The 16,052-nt window shown below is 39.4% G+C and carries 15 protein-coding genes; 9 read left to right on the forward strand and 6 right to left on the reverse strand.

Features of this window, described 5'->3' with window-relative positions; genetic code table 11:
* The first annotated feature begins 44 nt into the window (after positions 1-44).
* From PAUR_RS18745 to PAUR_RS18760, 4 genes are all read left to right on the forward strand, one after another.
* Positions 45-1,871: an ATP-dependent DNA helicase gene (locus tag PAUR_RS18745; protein WP_225738563.1), complete on the forward strand. Its 1,827-nt coding sequence runs from the start codon at positions 45-47 to the stop codon at positions 1,869-1,871.
* 1 nt (position 1,872) lies between these two features.
* Positions 1,873-2,559 carry a tRNA (adenosine(37)-N6)-threonylcarbamoyltransferase complex dimerization subunit type 1 TsaB gene (tsaB, locus tag PAUR_RS18750; RefSeq protein WP_192509260.1) on the forward strand — a complete coding sequence of 229 codons (687 nt, stop codon included), beginning with the start codon at positions 1,873-1,875 and terminating at the stop codon, positions 2,557-2,559.
* Positions 2,560-2,603: 44 nt separating this feature from the next.
* A complete protein-coding gene (locus PAUR_RS18755) occupies positions 2,604-2,900 on the forward strand; it encodes a hypothetical protein (protein ID WP_192509261.1) in 297 nt (98 codons plus the stop codon).
* A gap of 91 nt (positions 2,901-2,991) precedes the next feature.
* On the forward strand, positions 2,992-5,007 hold the full coding sequence (locus PAUR_RS18760) for an EAL domain-containing protein (protein ID WP_225738514.1): 2,016 nt from the start codon (positions 2,992-2,994) through the stop codon (positions 5,005-5,007).
* A 19-nt stretch (positions 5,008-5,026) separates the two neighbouring features.
* Here PAUR_RS18760 and PAUR_RS18765 read toward each other — a convergent pair whose 3' ends face one another.
* Entirely contained in the window at positions 5,027-6,316 is a 1,290-nt protein-coding gene (locus PAUR_RS18765; protein ID WP_192509262.1) for an alkaline phosphatase, read from the reverse strand.
* A gap of 133 nt (positions 6,317-6,449) precedes the next feature.
* On the opposite strand from PAUR_RS18765, the gene PAUR_RS18770 reads away from it, so the two are divergent.
* The 3 genes from PAUR_RS18770 to rnd all read left to right on the forward strand — a co-directional run bounded on the left by PAUR_RS18770 (position 6,450) and on the right by rnd (position 10,272).
* Entirely contained in the window at positions 6,450-7,313 is an 864-nt protein-coding gene (locus PAUR_RS18770) for an alpha/beta fold hydrolase (protein WP_192509263.1), read from the forward strand.
* Between the two features lie 120 nt (positions 7,314-7,433).
* On the forward strand, positions 7,434-9,086 hold the full coding sequence (locus PAUR_RS18775) for an AMP-binding protein (RefSeq protein WP_192509264.1): 1,653 nt from the start codon (positions 7,434-7,436) through the stop codon (positions 9,084-9,086).
* Positions 9,087-9,141: 55 nt separating this feature from the next.
* The gene (gene rnd / locus PAUR_RS18780) at positions 9,142-10,272 is read left to right on the forward strand and encodes a ribonuclease D (protein ID WP_192509265.1); all 1,131 of its coding nucleotides are present in this window, start codon (positions 9,142-9,144) and stop codon (positions 10,270-10,272) included.
* Positions 10,273-10,339: 67 nt separating this feature from the next.
* Here the strand turns inward: rnd and minE are convergent, their stop codons facing one another.
* The 3 genes from minE to minC are packed head-to-tail and all read right to left on the reverse strand — an operon-like array spanning position 10,340 to position 12,127.
* A complete protein-coding gene (gene minE / locus PAUR_RS18785) occupies positions 10,340-10,609 on the reverse strand; it encodes a cell division topological specificity factor MinE (RefSeq protein ID WP_192509266.1) in 270 nt (89 codons plus the stop codon).
* 1 nt (position 10,610) lies between these two features.
* Positions 10,611-11,420 carry a septum site-determining protein MinD gene (minD, locus tag PAUR_RS18790; protein ID WP_192509267.1) on the reverse strand — a complete coding sequence of 270 codons (810 nt, stop codon included), beginning with the start codon at positions 11,418-11,420 and terminating at the stop codon, positions 10,611-10,613.
* Positions 11,421-11,425: 5 nt separating this feature from the next.
* The gene (gene minC / locus PAUR_RS18795) at positions 11,426-12,127 is read right to left on the reverse strand and encodes a septum site-determining protein MinC (protein WP_192509268.1); all 702 of its coding nucleotides are present in this window, start codon (positions 12,125-12,127) and stop codon (positions 11,426-11,428) included.
* Between the two features lie 213 nt (positions 12,128-12,340).
* Here minC and PAUR_RS18800 point away from each other — a divergent pair, with 213 nt between their 5' ends.
* Both PAUR_RS18800 and PAUR_RS18805 read left to right on the forward strand, forming a co-directional pair.
* Positions 12,341-12,622 (forward strand): YcgL domain-containing protein, encoded by a 282-nt coding sequence (locus tag PAUR_RS18800; RefSeq protein WP_192509269.1) that lies wholly within the window; start codon positions 12,341-12,343, stop codon positions 12,620-12,622.
* Positions 12,615-13,631, forward strand: coding sequence for a lytic murein transglycosylase (locus PAUR_RS18805; RefSeq protein ID WP_192509270.1), 1,017 nt, complete (start codon positions 12,615-12,617; stop codon positions 13,629-13,631). Before PAUR_RS18800 ends, PAUR_RS18805 begins: the two co-directional genes overlap by 8 nt.
* A 77-nt stretch (positions 13,632-13,708) precedes the next feature.
* On the opposite strand, the gene cydB is transcribed toward PAUR_RS18805, so the two are convergent.
* Positions 13,709-14,707 (reverse strand): cytochrome d ubiquinol oxidase subunit II, encoded by a 999-nt coding sequence (gene cydB / locus PAUR_RS18810; RefSeq protein ID WP_192509271.1) that lies wholly within the window; start codon positions 14,705-14,707, stop codon positions 13,709-13,711.
* Positions 14,700-16,043: a cytochrome ubiquinol oxidase subunit I gene (locus PAUR_RS18815; protein ID WP_192509272.1), complete on the reverse strand. Its 1,344-nt coding sequence runs from the start codon at positions 16,041-16,043 to the stop codon at positions 14,700-14,702. Before PAUR_RS18815 ends, cydB begins: the two co-directional genes overlap by 8 nt.
* Positions 16,044-16,052: the final 9 nt, after the last annotated feature.

Raw genomic sequence — 16,052 nt, forward strand, 5'->3', positions numbered from 1 at the left:
CTTTACAGTTCTCAGGTTATAAACCACGCCAAGCACAAATTGATATGGCTCAGGCTGTTTTTGAAACAATGGAACAGTCGGGACAATGTATTGTTGAAGCTGGAACTGGCACAGGCAAAACATTCGCATATTTGGCGCCTGCACTTCTAAGTAAACAAAAAAGCATCATCTCTACAGGTTCTAAAGCGCTGCAAGAGCAACTGTTCCATCGTGACTTACCGGCTTTACAAAAAGCATTGAAAGTGGGTAAAAAAGTCGCTTTATTAAAGGGTAGAGCTAATTATTTATGCAGTTACAGGTTGAACGAACATGTAACAAATGTGCCAACAGACGATCCAGATGTTATGCATCAGCTTGCTATGGTTGCTAAGTTTGCAGCAGAAACAAGTACCGGCGACTTAGCGGATTGCATAGGCATTGAAGAGGATGCGAAAGTTTTACCGTATGTGAATTCAACCGCGGATAATTGCTTGGGTAAGGAATGTCCTGACTATCAACAGTGCTACATTCGTAAAGCGCGTGTAGCCGCAATTGACGCAGAATTGGTGGTGATTAATCATCACTTATTTTTTGCGGATATGGCAGTCAAAGATTTAGGCTTTGCAGAGTTAATGCCCAATGCTGATTGTTACATTTTTGATGAAGCACATCAGCTGCCTGAAATTGCCAGTGATTACTTTGGTGAATCGGTAAATACAAAGCAGTTATTCGCGTTAATTCATGATATTCGTTTGATTTATCGCTCAGATATTCCTGACATGCTGCAGTTAGGAAAAACCCTAAATAAATTGGAAACAACTGTCGCTGACTTACGGATTGCTTTCGGTAATGAAGGTGGCAGAGGGGACTGGCGAGAAGCGTTGGCTAATAAAATAATTTGTGATGCGTTACATAGGGTAATTGGAGATCTTGATTTTTTGTATCAGGTACTAAAGCTATGCCTAGATAGAACGGATAAAATAGAACACCCTTTTGAAAGAGTGATTAAGTTTAAAAATCAACTTGAGCGTGCGTTTGAAGTAAGCCAAACGGGTTTTAGTTATTGGTATGAAACGTCTCGTCGATTCATAACTATCCACATAACTCCGCTTGACGTATCGAGTAAATTTAAAAGTATTATTGATAAAACAGAAGCCAGTTTTGTGTTTACTTCGGCCACATTGTCAGTGGATCAATCGTTAAAACATTTTACTGCGAGCTTAGGGCTTAAGCCTACACATGAGAGCATTGTTGACAGTCCCTTTGATTATCAAAAACAAGCGCTACTTTGTATGCCGCGATATCTGCCAGAGAGCCGAGATGATGCTATGCCTCATACTCTTGTGAAAATAGCGAAACAACTGATCAATGCGGCCAAAGGGCGTACATTTTTGCTATTTACGAGCTATAGAGTCATGCACTTAGTTTATGAGGGGTTAAACACCGCAACGGAGTACCCCATTTTCATGCAAGGTCAGTCTTCTAAAAGGATCATACTTGAACAATTTGTTCGCAATGGTAATGCAGTACTCATGGGCACAGCCTCATTTTGGGAGGGGGTGGATGTTCGAGGAGATACATTAAGTTGCGTATTAATTGATAAATTGCCTTTTTCTTCTCCAGATGACCCGTTACTACAAGCTCGGATGAAAGATGCGGAAATACTCGGTAATGAGCCATTCGAGACTGTGCAGTTACCACAAGCTGTGATCAGTTTAAAACAAGGCGTTGGACGCCTCATTAGAGATAAAACCGATAAAGGTGTACTTGTTATTTGCGATAATCGTTTAGTTACGCGAAAATACGGTGAAACATTTCTGAAAAGTTTACCAAATATGCGACGAACTCGTAGTTTGGAAGCTGTAACACAATTCTTAGAGAATATAGAATAATATGAAGTATAACTTGTTAGCGATCGATGCTTCGACTGAAGCACTTAGTATAGCGATATATTATAACGGTAAAACGTTTCGTTACTTCGAGGAGTGCCCGCAGCAACATAGCCAAAAAATATTACCGAAAATTGATGCAATGCTATTGGATGCTGAATGTTCACTGAAAGATCTTGATGGTATTGCATTTGGCAAAGGGCCAGGAAGCTTTACTGGGGTCAGAATAGGCGTAGCAATAGCACAAGGGCTGGCGTATTCATCGGGTCTAAAATTAGTGGGCGTGTCTAGTTTACAGACGATGGCGCAGCAAGCGATTGATGAACATAACCAATGTCGCGTTATATCTGGAATTGATGCTCGGATGGGGGAGATTTATATTGGGGATTATAGCAAAGACGAAAACGGTCTCGCTGTATCTAACAATCAGGAAATAGTATGTGATCCGGATAATTTGGAAAATATTGTTTCATCAAGTTGTGCTGTAGGCACTGCATGGGTAACTTATCCAAACACTGCATTAAGCCATAATTTGTCAGTGCTTGAAAACGTCACATTACCTGATGCATTTTATATGTTAAAAATTGCCGACCATGCATTTAGCACAGGCAATACTGTGGATGCTGCGGATGCGCAACCAAACTACGTGCGAGATACAGTAACCTGGAAAAAGTTGCCAGGAAAGGAATAATTCGTTAAGTTTATAAAGTAGTCAACGACAAATGTACGATTAGAATGAAGACGGTAACGGTTAGTAACAACCAACATACATATCAATTGAAGCCTGTGCCTAAAGTGCCTCGGGAGAATGTAACTGCGCCGTCTTCAAACCCTCCAAACCTCGTTGCGCAAGTTAGGGATTCAGTAGAAGGCATCAAACTAGCGCAGGCATTTCAAGAACAGTCTCGTTCAACAATTTATGATCAACCCGATTTCAAGAGTAGTTTGGCTATTAGTGCTTATAAAGAGATTAATAACCAATCACGTCGAGAAGATGTAGAGTCGTTAATTGGTGTCAATATCTATGCCTAGGCATTTGAAATTTATTCACTTTAAATTATTCACTGGAGATTGTTTTATTTTCTAAGTTCGGTATTGTTAAAAGAAAATTTGAGGGGCCGTTTTGCTGAGAGCGTCGTTTAATCACTTTAATAAAACAGCTGTGAAAGTCTCGTCCAATACGCTAATTCTATCTTTACGAGAAGGATATATTGCTTTAATCCCCTTTTTTATTGTCGCCTCTTTAATTACCCTCGTTAACCAGTGGCTTGATATAGCAGCTAAAGGGTTTGACCATCATTATTTAAATCAATTTAACCAACTTGTGTGGGGGCTATTTCCACTATTTACATTACTTTCCTTTAGTTATCACTTAGCGAAAAATATTAAAATACATACAATAGCGGCACCAATACTGGTGATTAGTTGTTTTACTGCCACGACGGGTTACATTTATGTCGATGATCAAACACTGCACATTGACCATCGAGCAGGCGTACTTTACACCTTGTTTATGCCTATTTTTTGCTGTTACTCTCTGGCGTATTTTGAGCGTCTTCGTGCTTTCAAAATAGTGGAAGTAAGCACCATCAGTTTGTTTCTTAGAAAGCATGTCAATTTGATTTTTCCCTATATGTTGGTTACAACGATTACACTTTTTATCTATCCTTTTGTTGAGCAAGCCGCTGATATAGCGCTGGATTACTTAGCACTGGATAGTTTGATATTAAACCCACAAGATAAGATAAGTTTGCAGCTCATCGGCGCTCACCTTTTGTGGTTTTTAGGAATACATGGCGATAATACATATCATATTTTAGTGTCTAGCGAGTTGTCTGGTTTTATGGTTACACCTGAGCTCATTAACTACCATTTCTTTTCTACTTTTGTAATATTGGGTGGCACCGGCTGTGTATGGGGACTGATTATTGCATGTTTGTTACTTAAAAATGCTCAACATGAAAAGCATATAGCGAAGTTGTCAGCGCCACTGGCAGTATTTAATATCAGTGAAGTGATGCTATATGCACTACCTATCGTATTTAACCCATATATTTTTATTCCCTTTTTATTAGCACCAGCAATAAACGCTTTTATTTCATATCAACTTTTGATTCACGATTTTATTCCTATTGTTACACAAGATTCTATCCCTTGGTTTACCCCCGTATTTGTGAATGCTTGGATATTAACTGAAAGTGTATGGATAGTATTGTTACAAGCATTGCTAATTATCATGAATGTGGCAATTTACTATCCATTTTTAGTTGCCCACCAAAAAAATAATATGTCAGGGAAAGCGCTTGATATGCTTGTAAAACGGTATGCAGCTGGTCGCATGATAGAAGAACAAGCTGAAAGTCGCTTTGCGACACATCATGCGGAACAACAAATTTCTGGATATACATTGAGTGAAGTAACTGATGCATTAAATCACGGTGCACTTACCCTATATTATCAACCTAAAATAAATCCAGTTACGCAGGAGATAGTCGGATTTGAAGCGCTATTGCGGCTTGTGAATCCAGATAAATCTGTATCAGGACCTTGGTTTTTAGAAACTTTGGAGGAACACAACCTACTGCATGTGATTGATAACTTTGTGATAGATCAATTAGAGGTTGACTTAGAAGCATTTGCGAGTAGAGGACTTTACCCCAAAATTAGTTTTAACATTTCCCCAGATAATTTGTTATCTGGGGGCTATAAACGTGTCATAAAAGCTTTCTCTCGTTTTGCCGATCAAGTAGAGGTTGAGTTGCTAGAGTCAAGTTATATAGGAGACTTTAATAAGATGGTCGCAATAGTAACGACTTTAAAAGATAGCAATATCCAGTGTGCAATGGATGACTTTGGAACGGGTTACTCATGCCTCTCTATTTTGTCTAAATTGAACATTGATACTATCAAGTTCGACAAAAGTTTGTTACCCGATGGCAGTAACGAAAAGGCAGCGCTGTTATATAAAAACCTCGCCGATTTATGTGCTGAGCTCGGGTTTAAAACCGTTGCAGAAGGCATTGAATCTAAAGCAGATGCCCAGGTGGTGATTGCGGCAAATATTACGTGTGTTCAAGGGTTTTTATATTATAAAGCAATGCCAATAGAAGAAGCTATTGGCATTTATAAGTCAACATAGCGATAGCGTCATACTGATTCTATTTAATATAGCTAATTAACTTTTCTGCTATTTCTGTATTATTTTGTGAGCCAATAAATTTCTCATATCCTTTTCCATGAGCAAAAACCTGTACATCTATGGCAGTATGCCCACCCGTGGTCCACCCCGTGTAACTGGCTTTGTTAATGATCTGCTTGATAACCTTTTTCAATGCTTTCTCACCGCCAGATTTAGCCTCTTTTAGTAAAATAGCCGTTGCTTTGTTGTAAGGTAATTGAGTGTATTGACTCCATAGCTTTTCTAGATCATCACTTGCCATCATTTGCTTTGTTAATATTGAAGCAGAAGCCGAGACACCTTTTACCACATCACGTAACCATAAGTACTTGCCATTAGCGCCTAGTGTTAAGCCACCTGTAGAGTGATCAGCTGTAATAACTAACAATGTATCTGGGTTTTTATCGACATAGGCTTTAGCCAGTTTGATTGATTGGGCAAAGTCATGCATTTCTCTCATGGCACAGGCTATATCATTAGCATGACCACACCAGTCAATTTGGCTTCCTTCAATCATAACGAAGAATCCGTTGTCTTTATTACTATCGAGCAGTGACAGTGCTTTTTTTGTCATTTGCTCCAAGCGGTTAGGGTGTTCGTCTATCGCATACGGTAAACCTTTTGGCGCAAACAGGCCTAACGCAGGTATTTGTGTCAATTTATGCAAATCTGATAATGAATCAGCATATTGATAGCCAGCATCTGTAAACTCTTTAACTAAATTACGGTCGTCTCTTTTGAAATATTGAGTCCCGCCACCGAGTAATAAATCGACTGGCAACTTGCCTGCTATTTTATTATCGACGTAGTCATCTGCAATTTGATCATAATTACGTCTAGATTCATTGTGAGCTGCGAAGCTTGCAGGGGTAGCATGATTGATTTGAGATGTTGCGATAAGCGCGGTGACCATGCCTTTCTCTTTGGCTATTTCAAGCATGGTTTTGAGAGGCGCTTTTTTTGTGTCTACTGCTATTGCGCCATTGTAACTTTTAGTTGCAGTACTTAACGCAGTGGCGCCAGCTGCGCTGTCAGTGACGACTGTGTCATCATCTGGGTAGGTATGTGCCATACCTACTAAAATTTCATCGAATATGGTGTTATCTACATGCTTTGTTTTTGGATCGTCAATATAGTAGCGATATGCACTCGTATACGCAGGTCCCATACCATCGCCTATCATATAGATAATATTCTTCGGTTCGGCTATTGCAGCGTTACTGCATAAAAATGCGACGCTGGCTGTAACAGCGCGTAATGTCTTTTTCATGATTACTTCCTTAAGATTCCCGTGTTTGACATTAAGCAGCATATCATTAACGTGTTACATTTAACTTGTGATATGCCTTAGTTGTCAGGCAAGATATTAAATTATAAGTTGTGCAAAGAATACGGAAATAAAGTTGATTGATGAAAAAAATACGATAGACCTCCTTGGGGAACATGGTTTTTCGGCCCAAATACATGGCACGGGTGAAGAGTGGGTGATTTGTTTGCATGGCTGGTTAGATAATTCGAATAGCTTTTCTCCTTTAGTGGATCAAAAAAAAGAAGGTTATAGGTGGTTAATGATTGATATGGCAGGCCATGGTAAGTCGCAATGGCGAGGCCCCAATTCCCATTATTACTTTGTCGACTATGTTTATGATTTACTTACTATTATAGATGCTTTAAAGATTGAAAGCTGTCATCTACTAGGGCACTCATTAGGGGCACTAGTATGTGGAATGTTCAGTGCATTATATCCAAGTCGCGTTAAAAGCTTATGCATGATTGAAGGCATTGGCATAATGTATGGGGATGAAAAAGGCACTAAAGAGCAACTTATTGCGTCTTTTCGTGAACGAAAAAGAATAGACAAGAAAACAGAGTTGAAAGCTTTTCCAAACTTTGAAACACTGGTCAACCTTCGCGTGAATGTGTCTGACTTTACCCCGGAGATTGCACGGTTGCTTATGCTCAGAAACACCAAAAGTACTGATGGTCAGTTACTTTTAACAACGGATCCAAAATTAAAAACACATTCAGCATTTAGGTTTACCCTTGAGCAGAGCAAACATTTATTAAACGGATTATCTGTTCCTAGCCTTTTAATTATAGGAGACAGAGGGTATGACTTCGTTAAGAAAAACTTGCTCACCTTTAAATCTTGTTTCAAAACTTTGCAGGTTGAAATTGTCGAAGGAGGTCATCATTGCCACATGGAAAACCCCCAAGATTGTTGTGCGTTAATAGAGCGTCACCTGAATACAATTAATGGAACTTGATTGTATATTTATTCAAAATATGGGAATATCTCCTAATTAGAGTATTTGCTCAATTGTTTATGTGCCTTATTTCTATTAAGGTAACGTATTAAAAAAATAAATAGAACACAGGAGCTAAGAGTGGAAAAAATCTGGCTAAAGCGCTACCCAGAAGGGATGCCTGAAACTATCGATCCAGAGCATTATAACTCGTTGCTTGAAATGTTGGATAAGAGCTTCACTGAATTCGGGTCTTTACCTGCTTATTCCAATATGGGGAAGACGTTAACTTACGAACAAATTGATGATGCAACTAAATCAGTTGCCAGTTATATTCAAAACGTATTGAAATTGGGTAAAGGTGACAAAATTGCGGTTATGATGCCTAATTTGTTACAAACACCTATTTCAATTCTGGGCGTTTTACGTGCTGGATGTACAGTTGTGAATGTTAATCCGTTATACACTGTACGTGAGCTTGAGCACCAATTAAACGACTCAGAAACAAAAGCAATATTTATTTTAGCGAACTTCGCAAAAACGTTACAAGACGCTTTACCAAAAACAGCCGTTAAACATATTGTGCTTACGGAAATCGGCGATATGATGGGCGGCGTCAAAAAACATCTTGTTAATTTTGTGGTCAAACGTGTTAAAAAAATGGTGCCTGATTTTACCTTACCAGCAACGATACCATTTGCTGATGTGGTGGCGGCTGATCCTAATTTATATACAGTACCGGACATATCACTTACAGACTTGGCGTTTTTACAATACACCGGTGGCACAACTGGAGTATCTAAAGGCGCCATGCTGACTCATGGCAACATGGTTGGCAATTTAGAGCAGGTTTCAGGATGTTTAGACAAAGTGCTAGATAATGGTAAAGAAGTCGTTATTACCGCATTACCGCTTTATCATATATTTGCACTTACAGCGAATTGCTTGACGTTTATGAAGTATGGTGGACACAATATATTGATCACCAACCCACGCGATATGCCTGGTTTTGTTAAAGAATTGGCTAAACAACGCTTTACTGCGATCACCGGCGTAAATACACTTTTTAATGGTTTATTAAATACGCCAGGTTTTGCTGAGTTAGACTTTTCCAGCTTAAAGATGTCACTTGGTGGGGGAATGGCCGTTCAGCGTCCTGTTGCCGAGAAATGGCAAAAGGTAACCAGCAGTAAGTTAATGGAAGGGTATGGTTTAACAGAATGTGCACCTTTAGTGACTATCTGCCCTTGGGACCTTGATGGGTATAACGGGTCAATTGGTTTGCCTGCACCAAGTACAGAATTAAAAATTATATTAGAAAGTGGTGAAGAAGCAGCCAAAGGTGAATCTGGAGAGTTATTAGTAAAAGGTCCACAAGTAATGGCTGGATATTATAACAGACCTGATGCGACTGCTGAATGCCTTCAAGATGGATGGTTTGCCACTGGCGACATAGCCACTTATGACGATAATGGGTTCTTTTATATCGTAGATAGAAAGAAAGATATGATTATTGTTTCAGGTTTTAATGTTTATCCAAATGAAATTGAAGCGGTTGTTGCAATGCACGATGGTGTACTTGAAGTTGCAGCAATCGGGATCCCACACGAAGTCAGTGGTGAGCAAGTCAAAGTATTTGTTGTGAAAAAAGACCAATCATTGACAGAAAAGGATATAATTGGCCATTGTCGAGAAAATCTTACAAATTATAAGGTCCCTAAATTGGTTGAGTTCCGTGAGGAGCTGCCAAAAACGAACGTTGGAAAGATACTTCGTCGGGCTTTAAAAGAGTAGGTAAGAAACCGGCATTAGCCGGTTTTTTTATGTACAAATTTCACTAGGAGTGAACGTGCAGTATCAGTTAATTACTACGCAAAACCAATTAAATCAGTTTGTTTCATCGGTGTCTAACGCTCCCATTCTTGCAATAGATACAGAGTTTATGCGTCGCCGCACGTTATATCCGGAAGTTGCCTTAATTCAAGTGTACGACGGCTCACATTTGGCGTTGATAGACCCTTTATGTGAATTAGACTTTACGCTGTTTTGGCATTTACTGAAAGATGAAAAAGTTTTAAAGGTTTTCCATTCGCCATCTGAAGATATAGAAGTATTTCAAAAGTTTGCAGGGTTTGTTCCTCACCCAATGTTTGATACACAGTTTGCGTTGCAGTTATTAGGTGAAGGTAATTGTGTCGGTTTTGCAAGTATGGTGAAAAAGCTTTTAGATGTTGAAATCGACAAAAGTGAATCAAGAACAAATTGGTTACAAAGGCCGCTAACCGAAAAGCAGCTTGATTATGCAGCAAGTGATGTATATTTTCTATTACCCTGTTTTGAAAAAATAGCAGGACAGATCATTGAGAAGAGCTTGTTTGACATCATAATTCAAGAGTCACAATTAATTGCTTCTAAACGTGCATTTGAAGTACCAGACGACCACGTCTATTTAGATATTAAAAATGCATGGCAATTAAAGCCTCGAGATTTGGCAGTATTAAAAGAGTTAGCAGCTTGGCGCAGAGCGAAAGCACAAAAAAAGAATTTAGCGCTCAGTTTTGTGTTGAAGGAGCTGAATATGGTAGAAGTTGCCAAGCGCAGGCCGACAACTTTAGTCAGTCTAAGAAACATACCGGGTATTGAACTGAGTGAGATAAATCGTTCAGGCAAAGAGATTTTGCAATGTGTTGAACGTGGTAAAGCAGTAACTGAGTCCAATTGCCCAGAAAAGCTATTAAGACTGATAGATTATCCAAATTACAAAAAAGCAGCGAAAGATATCTCTGCAATTATAAAAATGGTTGCTGTTGATGCTGGTATTCCCGCTGATGTATTCGCATCTAAAAAGCAAATAAACCAACTATTAAGCTGGAACTGGAAGAAAACAGCAGAAGAACGGGCAGTGTTGTTGAAACCTGATTTACTACAAAACTGGCGTTATTGCTATGTTAAAAAAGCACTATCTCAATGGGATGTGTAATCGATTACTTATCACTATGAAATAAAATCAAAAAAGGCGCTCTATTAAGCGCCTTTTTAATGTGTTTCTATTTATCGTCCTTAATGTCATCAGGTAAAGTTACATTAAGCTCTAAAACAGCTAAGTCATCTTCATTTTGTTCAAATTGAACATTAACTGCGTCTGAGTCAACTTTCACATACTTGCGGATCACATCAAGTATATCCTGTTTAAGCTGAGGCAAATAATCTGGCGTACCACGTTTGGAGCGTTCATGTGCAACAATAATTTGTAGGCGTTCTTTCGCTAAAGAAGCACTGCTTTTCTTTTCTGAACGAAAATAGTCAAGTAATGACACGTTAACCTCCAAATATACGCTTAAGTAAGCCTTTCTTTTCGACGGCTAAAAACCTAAAGTCAATCACCTCACCTAGCAGACGGCTGATAGCATCACTGTAAGCTTGTCCTGCATCAGACTCACTATCTAAAACCACAGGTTGTCCGGAGTTAGATGCATTTAACACCGCTGTTGATTCGGGGATAACGCCTAACAAGTCAATAGCCAAGATATCTTGAACATCCTCGACTGAAAGCATTTCTCCATTTTCTACTCTCGTTGGATTATATCGTGTTAAAAGAAGGTGCTCTTTAACTGGCGCTAAGCCTTGTTCAGCTCGTTGTGATTTGCTTTGTAATATACCTAAGATACGGTCGGAGTCTCTTACTGATGAAACTTCCGGGTTCGTAGTTACAATGGCTTCATCTGCGAAATAAAGGGCCATCATTGCGCCAGCTTCGATCCCCGCAGGTGAATCACAAATAATGTAATCAAAACTTTCTTTCATCTCATTCAAGACTTTTTCTACACCGTCTCTGGTCAGAGCATCTTTGTCCCGTGTTTGTGAGGCTGGTAATATGAATAGTTTTTCAACACGTTTGTCTTTAATTAGTGCTTGATTTAGATTAGCTTCACCGTTTATTACGTTTACGAAATCGTATACTACACGACGCTCGCAGCCCATGATCAAATCTAAATTACGTAAACCAATATCAAAGTCGATTATGGCTGTTTTGTAGCCTTTCAAGGCAAGCCCAGTACCTATTGCAGCGCTTGAAGTTGTTTTACCAACGCCACCTTTACCTGATGTTACGACAATAATTTTTGCCATCTGAATTATCCTTTGACCAAAGCGGTAATTTCTAATGAATCATTAATTTGTTTTATTTGAGCAGGGTTGCCCCAATGTTCACCTTGGAGTGAATCACTGATCCAGTAACTGCCATTTATTGACACGAGTTCTGCCTCAAGGCGTTGACAATATATACTTGCTTCCTCGTACCCTTGCGCTCCTGCAATGGCTCTGCCACGCAGAGTGCCATAAATATGTATATTACCGTCGGCAATAACTTCTGCACCATGACTCACAGAGCCTAATACAATTAAGTCTCTGTCTTTCGCATAAATTTGTTGTCCAGAGCGAACAGTTGCCTGAACGATTTGTGCGGGCAAATAAATTTGCTTTTCTACGACTTCAGTCGCTGTTTGAGTTGGAGTAGTTGGTTTTATATCTTTACTATAGTTCAATACTGACAGTTTGGCTGATTTAGCTTGATTATGCTGTTGTTCAGTACCGTTACATACACCAACAGGATTCAGCTGTAGATCAGACAGGGTAGTTTTCAGTAATGCAAAGTCAACCTCTACCTCTTGGATTTCAGCAAGATTGACAACTATGGGGGCACCAAAAAAGAATTTTGGTGCTTGGGAAATCTTTTCATCCAGTTCACTTCGTAATCGTGCAATGTCAACGGAGAACAAGTGTAAAACAGAAAGAGTAAATAAGTTTCCTTTTAACTCAAATATTTGATCTGACATAAGCGCTCTAATAACTATACAAATTCAAGAAAGTCCAAAGGGAACACGTTAGAGTTTTGTAGATCTTTTACAAACGGACCTATGTGTTACTTTATAATAGTATTATTGTTTGGCCCCGTATTTAATACGTCTAAGCGTCGCAAAACTTTCCAAATATACTGTCTGTCATGGTATAGTGCTGATTAGACATAAGCAAGAAATTATGGGTGTATAATGCTTACTGCTGTATATAAAAGTTCAAAAAAAGCCGATACCTATCTTTATATAGAGAAACGTGACGATTTTAGCAAGATCCCTGAAGCATTGATGGATATGTTTGGGCTACCTAAGTATGTCATGATGTTTGACTTATCAAAACGTGAAAAATTAGGCATCGCTGATATAGTATTGGTTAAGGAAAAGTTAAGTGAAGATGGTTTTTACTTGCAAATACCACCACCAGAAGAAAACTTACTGGATCAGTTTAAGGCTCACAACGGAGTAGAAAGTGATTAAGACAATTTCACTATTATTGGCATCAGTTGTTTTATCAACAACCAGTTATGCTAACACACAAGAGAAGTTTGATCTGTATGTCAATGCCCTAAAACAAGAAGCGCAGCAAAAGGGTTATGAGCAATCTTTGATTGACGAAGCCTTCGCTACGGCAAAGTTTAAAAAGAAGGTGATTAAGGCGGATAAAAATCAACCTGAAGTAGTAGAAACATTAGAAACGTATTTACCTAAACGTGTGCCGCAGTGGAAAATAGACCGCGCCAGAAAATTGTATAAAAAGCATCAAGTAGAACTTGAGAAAATAGCACAAGAATTCGGTGTTCAGGCTCGTTTTATCGTCGCTTTATGGGGACTAGAAAGTAACTTTGGCCGCATTCAAGGGGGTTATTCAGTAATTAGCTCACTTGTCACATTGGCGTTTGATGGGCGCCGAGAAGCATTATATAAACGTCAGTTATGGGCTGCATTAGATATATTAAAAAACGGACATATCTCATTAGAGAAGTTTAAGGGCTCTTGGGCTGGTGCGATGGGTCAAACTCAGTTTATGCCGACCTCTTTTAATGCATATGCAGTTGATTATGATAAAGACGGACGAAAAGACATCTGGACAACAGAACTCGACGCATTTGCCTCAATCGCGAATTATTTAAAACAAGCTGGCTGGAACGACGATTTAACTTGGGGGCGTCAAGTGAAACTTCCTAAAGGGCTGAATAGTGAGTATGTTCTAAAGCGTGGAACTAAGACACGTAAACAATGGCTAGAATATTGGAAGGATTCGGAACGTTCGCTTGCTAAGTGGCAATCACTGGGGTTGCGAAAAGCAGATGGTACAAATCTACCTTTAGTAGATATTACAGCAGCTCTTGTCATGCCTGATGATATCAATGGCAGAATGTATCTGGCATATGATAATTATAAAGCACTGATGCACTGGAATCGTTCCTATTATTTCGCAACAAGTGTAGGTTACTTATCAGATAGAATTGCTTACCCTAAGATTTAGTAGGGGAATAGATAAAAAAGGCAGCCCTCCAACAGGTTGCCTTTTTGTTTGCGCTAAATATATCTCTACGTGAATAATTAGTAGTATGAAAGAGGCTGTACTTTCCCCCAAAAAACACGATATGAAAAAATCGTGTAAGTTATTATGGTAGGTACGACGATTGCGACGCCATACAACAAAAAGTTAAGTGATTCAGGTGCTGCAACGGCTTCAAATATGGTGAGTTGTCCCGGAACAACAAAGGGATAGAAGCTGTATGTTAAGCCAAAAAAGCACAGCCCAAAAATGCAAGCCGAAATGATAAATGGTTGCCAAGCTCTTTTAGTTGGGGTTAGTACTAACCGTTTGAGTGTTTTATCTTGAATAAAGAACAAACTTAAGCATAACAGTGGTACACAAAGGAGTAAGGTAAATAGGTTAGACTCGAACCAACGAGTATATACATCATTGTTTATTAAGGGGTTAATGATAGAAACCGCGATGACACCCAAAAAGGTGATCCGTCCTGCTGTTTTGCACCACTGAATAGCCTTTAATTGTAGTTCACCTTCCGTTTTTAATATTAACCATGCGGATCCAATTAATGTATAGGCGGCGACAACGCCAGCACCACTAAGCATGGCAAATGTAAATGATACGACCGTTATCTCAAATGACATGACATATAAACCAAGCATAAAGCCTTGCATAAACGCACTAATGATCGATCCAGCTTTGAAAATAGTATCCCATAGCTGTTTTCTTTTGGTTTTCGCTTTCGCCCTAAAATCGAATGCGACACCACGCAGTATTAAGCCAATGAGCATGATTGTGACAGGCAGATACAAAGCTTGGAGGATAATACTATGTGCTGCCGGGAAAGCGATAAGGGCAAGGCCAACAGCAAGCACAAGCCAGGTTTCGTTGGCATCCCAAAAAGGCCCAATAGAGGCGATCATGGTATTTGCATGTTCATCATGTTTTATTGGTAATAGAATACCTACGCCTAAGTCATAACCGTCTAAAATAGCATAAACCAAAATAGACAGTGCCATTAAGGAAGCATAGATATAAGATAACATTTCAGGACTAAGCATTGCTTACCTCCGGCATTGTTGAGTAGTCATACTCTTCGACTTGAACGGCTTTGTCGGCCGTATAAAATAGTGTTTTAATATAAACGACGAGCAAAACAAGGTAAGTCAATAAATACGCGGCAAGAGAAATAGCAACGTTGCTCGATGGCACTAATGTTACCGCTTCTTCAACGGTGAGAATGCCAGAGACTAGGTAGGGTTGACGGCCTATTTCTGTTACATACCATCCAGCAAGTGTTGCTATCCAGCCAGAGAAACTCATATACACGAGTAATTTTAATTGCCAACTGTTTAGTTTTTTATTTCGCCATAAAGTAAACCGACTAAAATACGCAACAATGATCATTAGCATACCAATGCCAACCATTATTCTAAAGCCAAAAAATACGGGTTTAACGGGCGGGTGTTCGCCTTGAAATTCATTTAGGCCCTTGATTTCTCCTTCTAAGTCATGGGTTAAAATTAAGCTAGCCGCTTTGGGTATTTCGATGGCAAAATCATTACTACGTGTGTGTTCATTGGGAATAGCGAATAACACTAATGGGAGGCCTTTTTCAGTTTCCCAAGCACCTTCCATTGCTGCGACTTTTTGTGGCTGGTGTTCAAGTGTATTCAATCCATGGAGGTCACCCACAAAAACTTGTAATGGCGCAAGTATGGCTGCAACTGTCAACGCAACTTTTAATGTGACTTGTGGTGCATGCTTGTCATCCTTTTTGAGCAATCTATAACTACTTACGCCAGCAATTAGGAAGGAAGCCGTTAAGCCACTCGCCAACAGCATGTGGAAGAATCGGTAGGGAAATGAAGGATTAAAAATGACCGCAAACCAGTCTGTTGGATACACAATGCCATCACGTAATTCAAATCCTGCCGGAGTCTGCATCCAGGAGTTCAATGACAGTATCCAAAATGCTGAAATAGTAGTACCGACGGCGACAACAATTGTGGATAGGGTATGAACTTTAGGGGAAACACGCTTCATTCCAAAGAGCATGATGCCCAAAAATGTGGCTTCCATGAAAAATGCGGTTAGAACTTCATAGCCTAATAATGGGCCAGCAATGTTACCGACTTTTTCCATAAAGCCAGGCCAGTTTGTACCAAATTGAAATGACATGGTAATGCCACTGACTACACCAAGCGCAAAGGTTAGGGCAAATATCTTGACCCAAAAACGGTAGGCTCTTAGCCAGACGGGGTGTTGGGTCAAATCATATCGTATTTTAAAAAATACCAAAAACCACCCAAGCGCTATGGTTATGGTAGGAAATAGAATGTGAAAACTAATGTTTGTTGCGAACTGGATCCGGGATAATAATAATGTATCAAGCATGACGCACCT

It is taken from the genome of Pseudoalteromonas aurantia 208, from assembly GCF_014858725.1.
GTDB classification, from domain to species: domain Bacteria; phylum Pseudomonadota; class Gammaproteobacteria; order Enterobacterales; family Alteromonadaceae; genus Pseudoalteromonas; species Pseudoalteromonas aurantia.

Bases quoted from the DNA above. Each gene is read 5' to 3' on its own strand.
- PAUR_RS18745 (WP_225738563.1), top strand. From the start codon at position 45: ATGGCTCAGGCTGTTTTTGAAACAATGGAACAGTCGGGACAATGTATT.
- PAUR_RS18765 (WP_192509262.1), bottom strand. From the start codon at position 6,316: ATGAAAAAGACATTACGCGCTGTTACAGCCAGCGTCGCATTTTTATGC.
- PAUR_RS18800 (WP_192509269.1), top strand. From the start codon at position 12,341: ATGCTTACTGCTGTATATAAAAGTTCAAAAAAAGCCGATACCTATCTT.
- minC (WP_192509268.1), bottom strand. From the start codon at position 12,127: ATGTCAGATCAAATATTTGAGTTAAAAGGAAACTTATTTACTCTTTCT.
- PAUR_RS18755 (WP_192509261.1), top strand. From the start codon at position 2,604: ATGAAGACGGTAACGGTTAGTAACAACCAACATACATATCAATTGAAG.
- minD (WP_192509267.1), bottom strand. From the start codon at position 11,420: ATGGCAAAAATTATTGTCGTAACATCAGGTAAAGGTGGCGTTGGTAAA.
- cydB (WP_192509271.1), bottom strand. From the start codon at position 14,707: ATGCTTAGTCCTGAAATGTTATCTTATATCTATGCTTCCTTAATGGCA.
- tsaB (WP_192509260.1), top strand. From the start codon at position 1,873: ATGAAGTATAACTTGTTAGCGATCGATGCTTCGACTGAAGCACTTAGT.
- PAUR_RS18815 (WP_192509272.1), bottom strand. From the start codon at position 16,043: ATGCTTGATACATTATTATTATCCCGGATCCAGTTCGCAACAAACATT.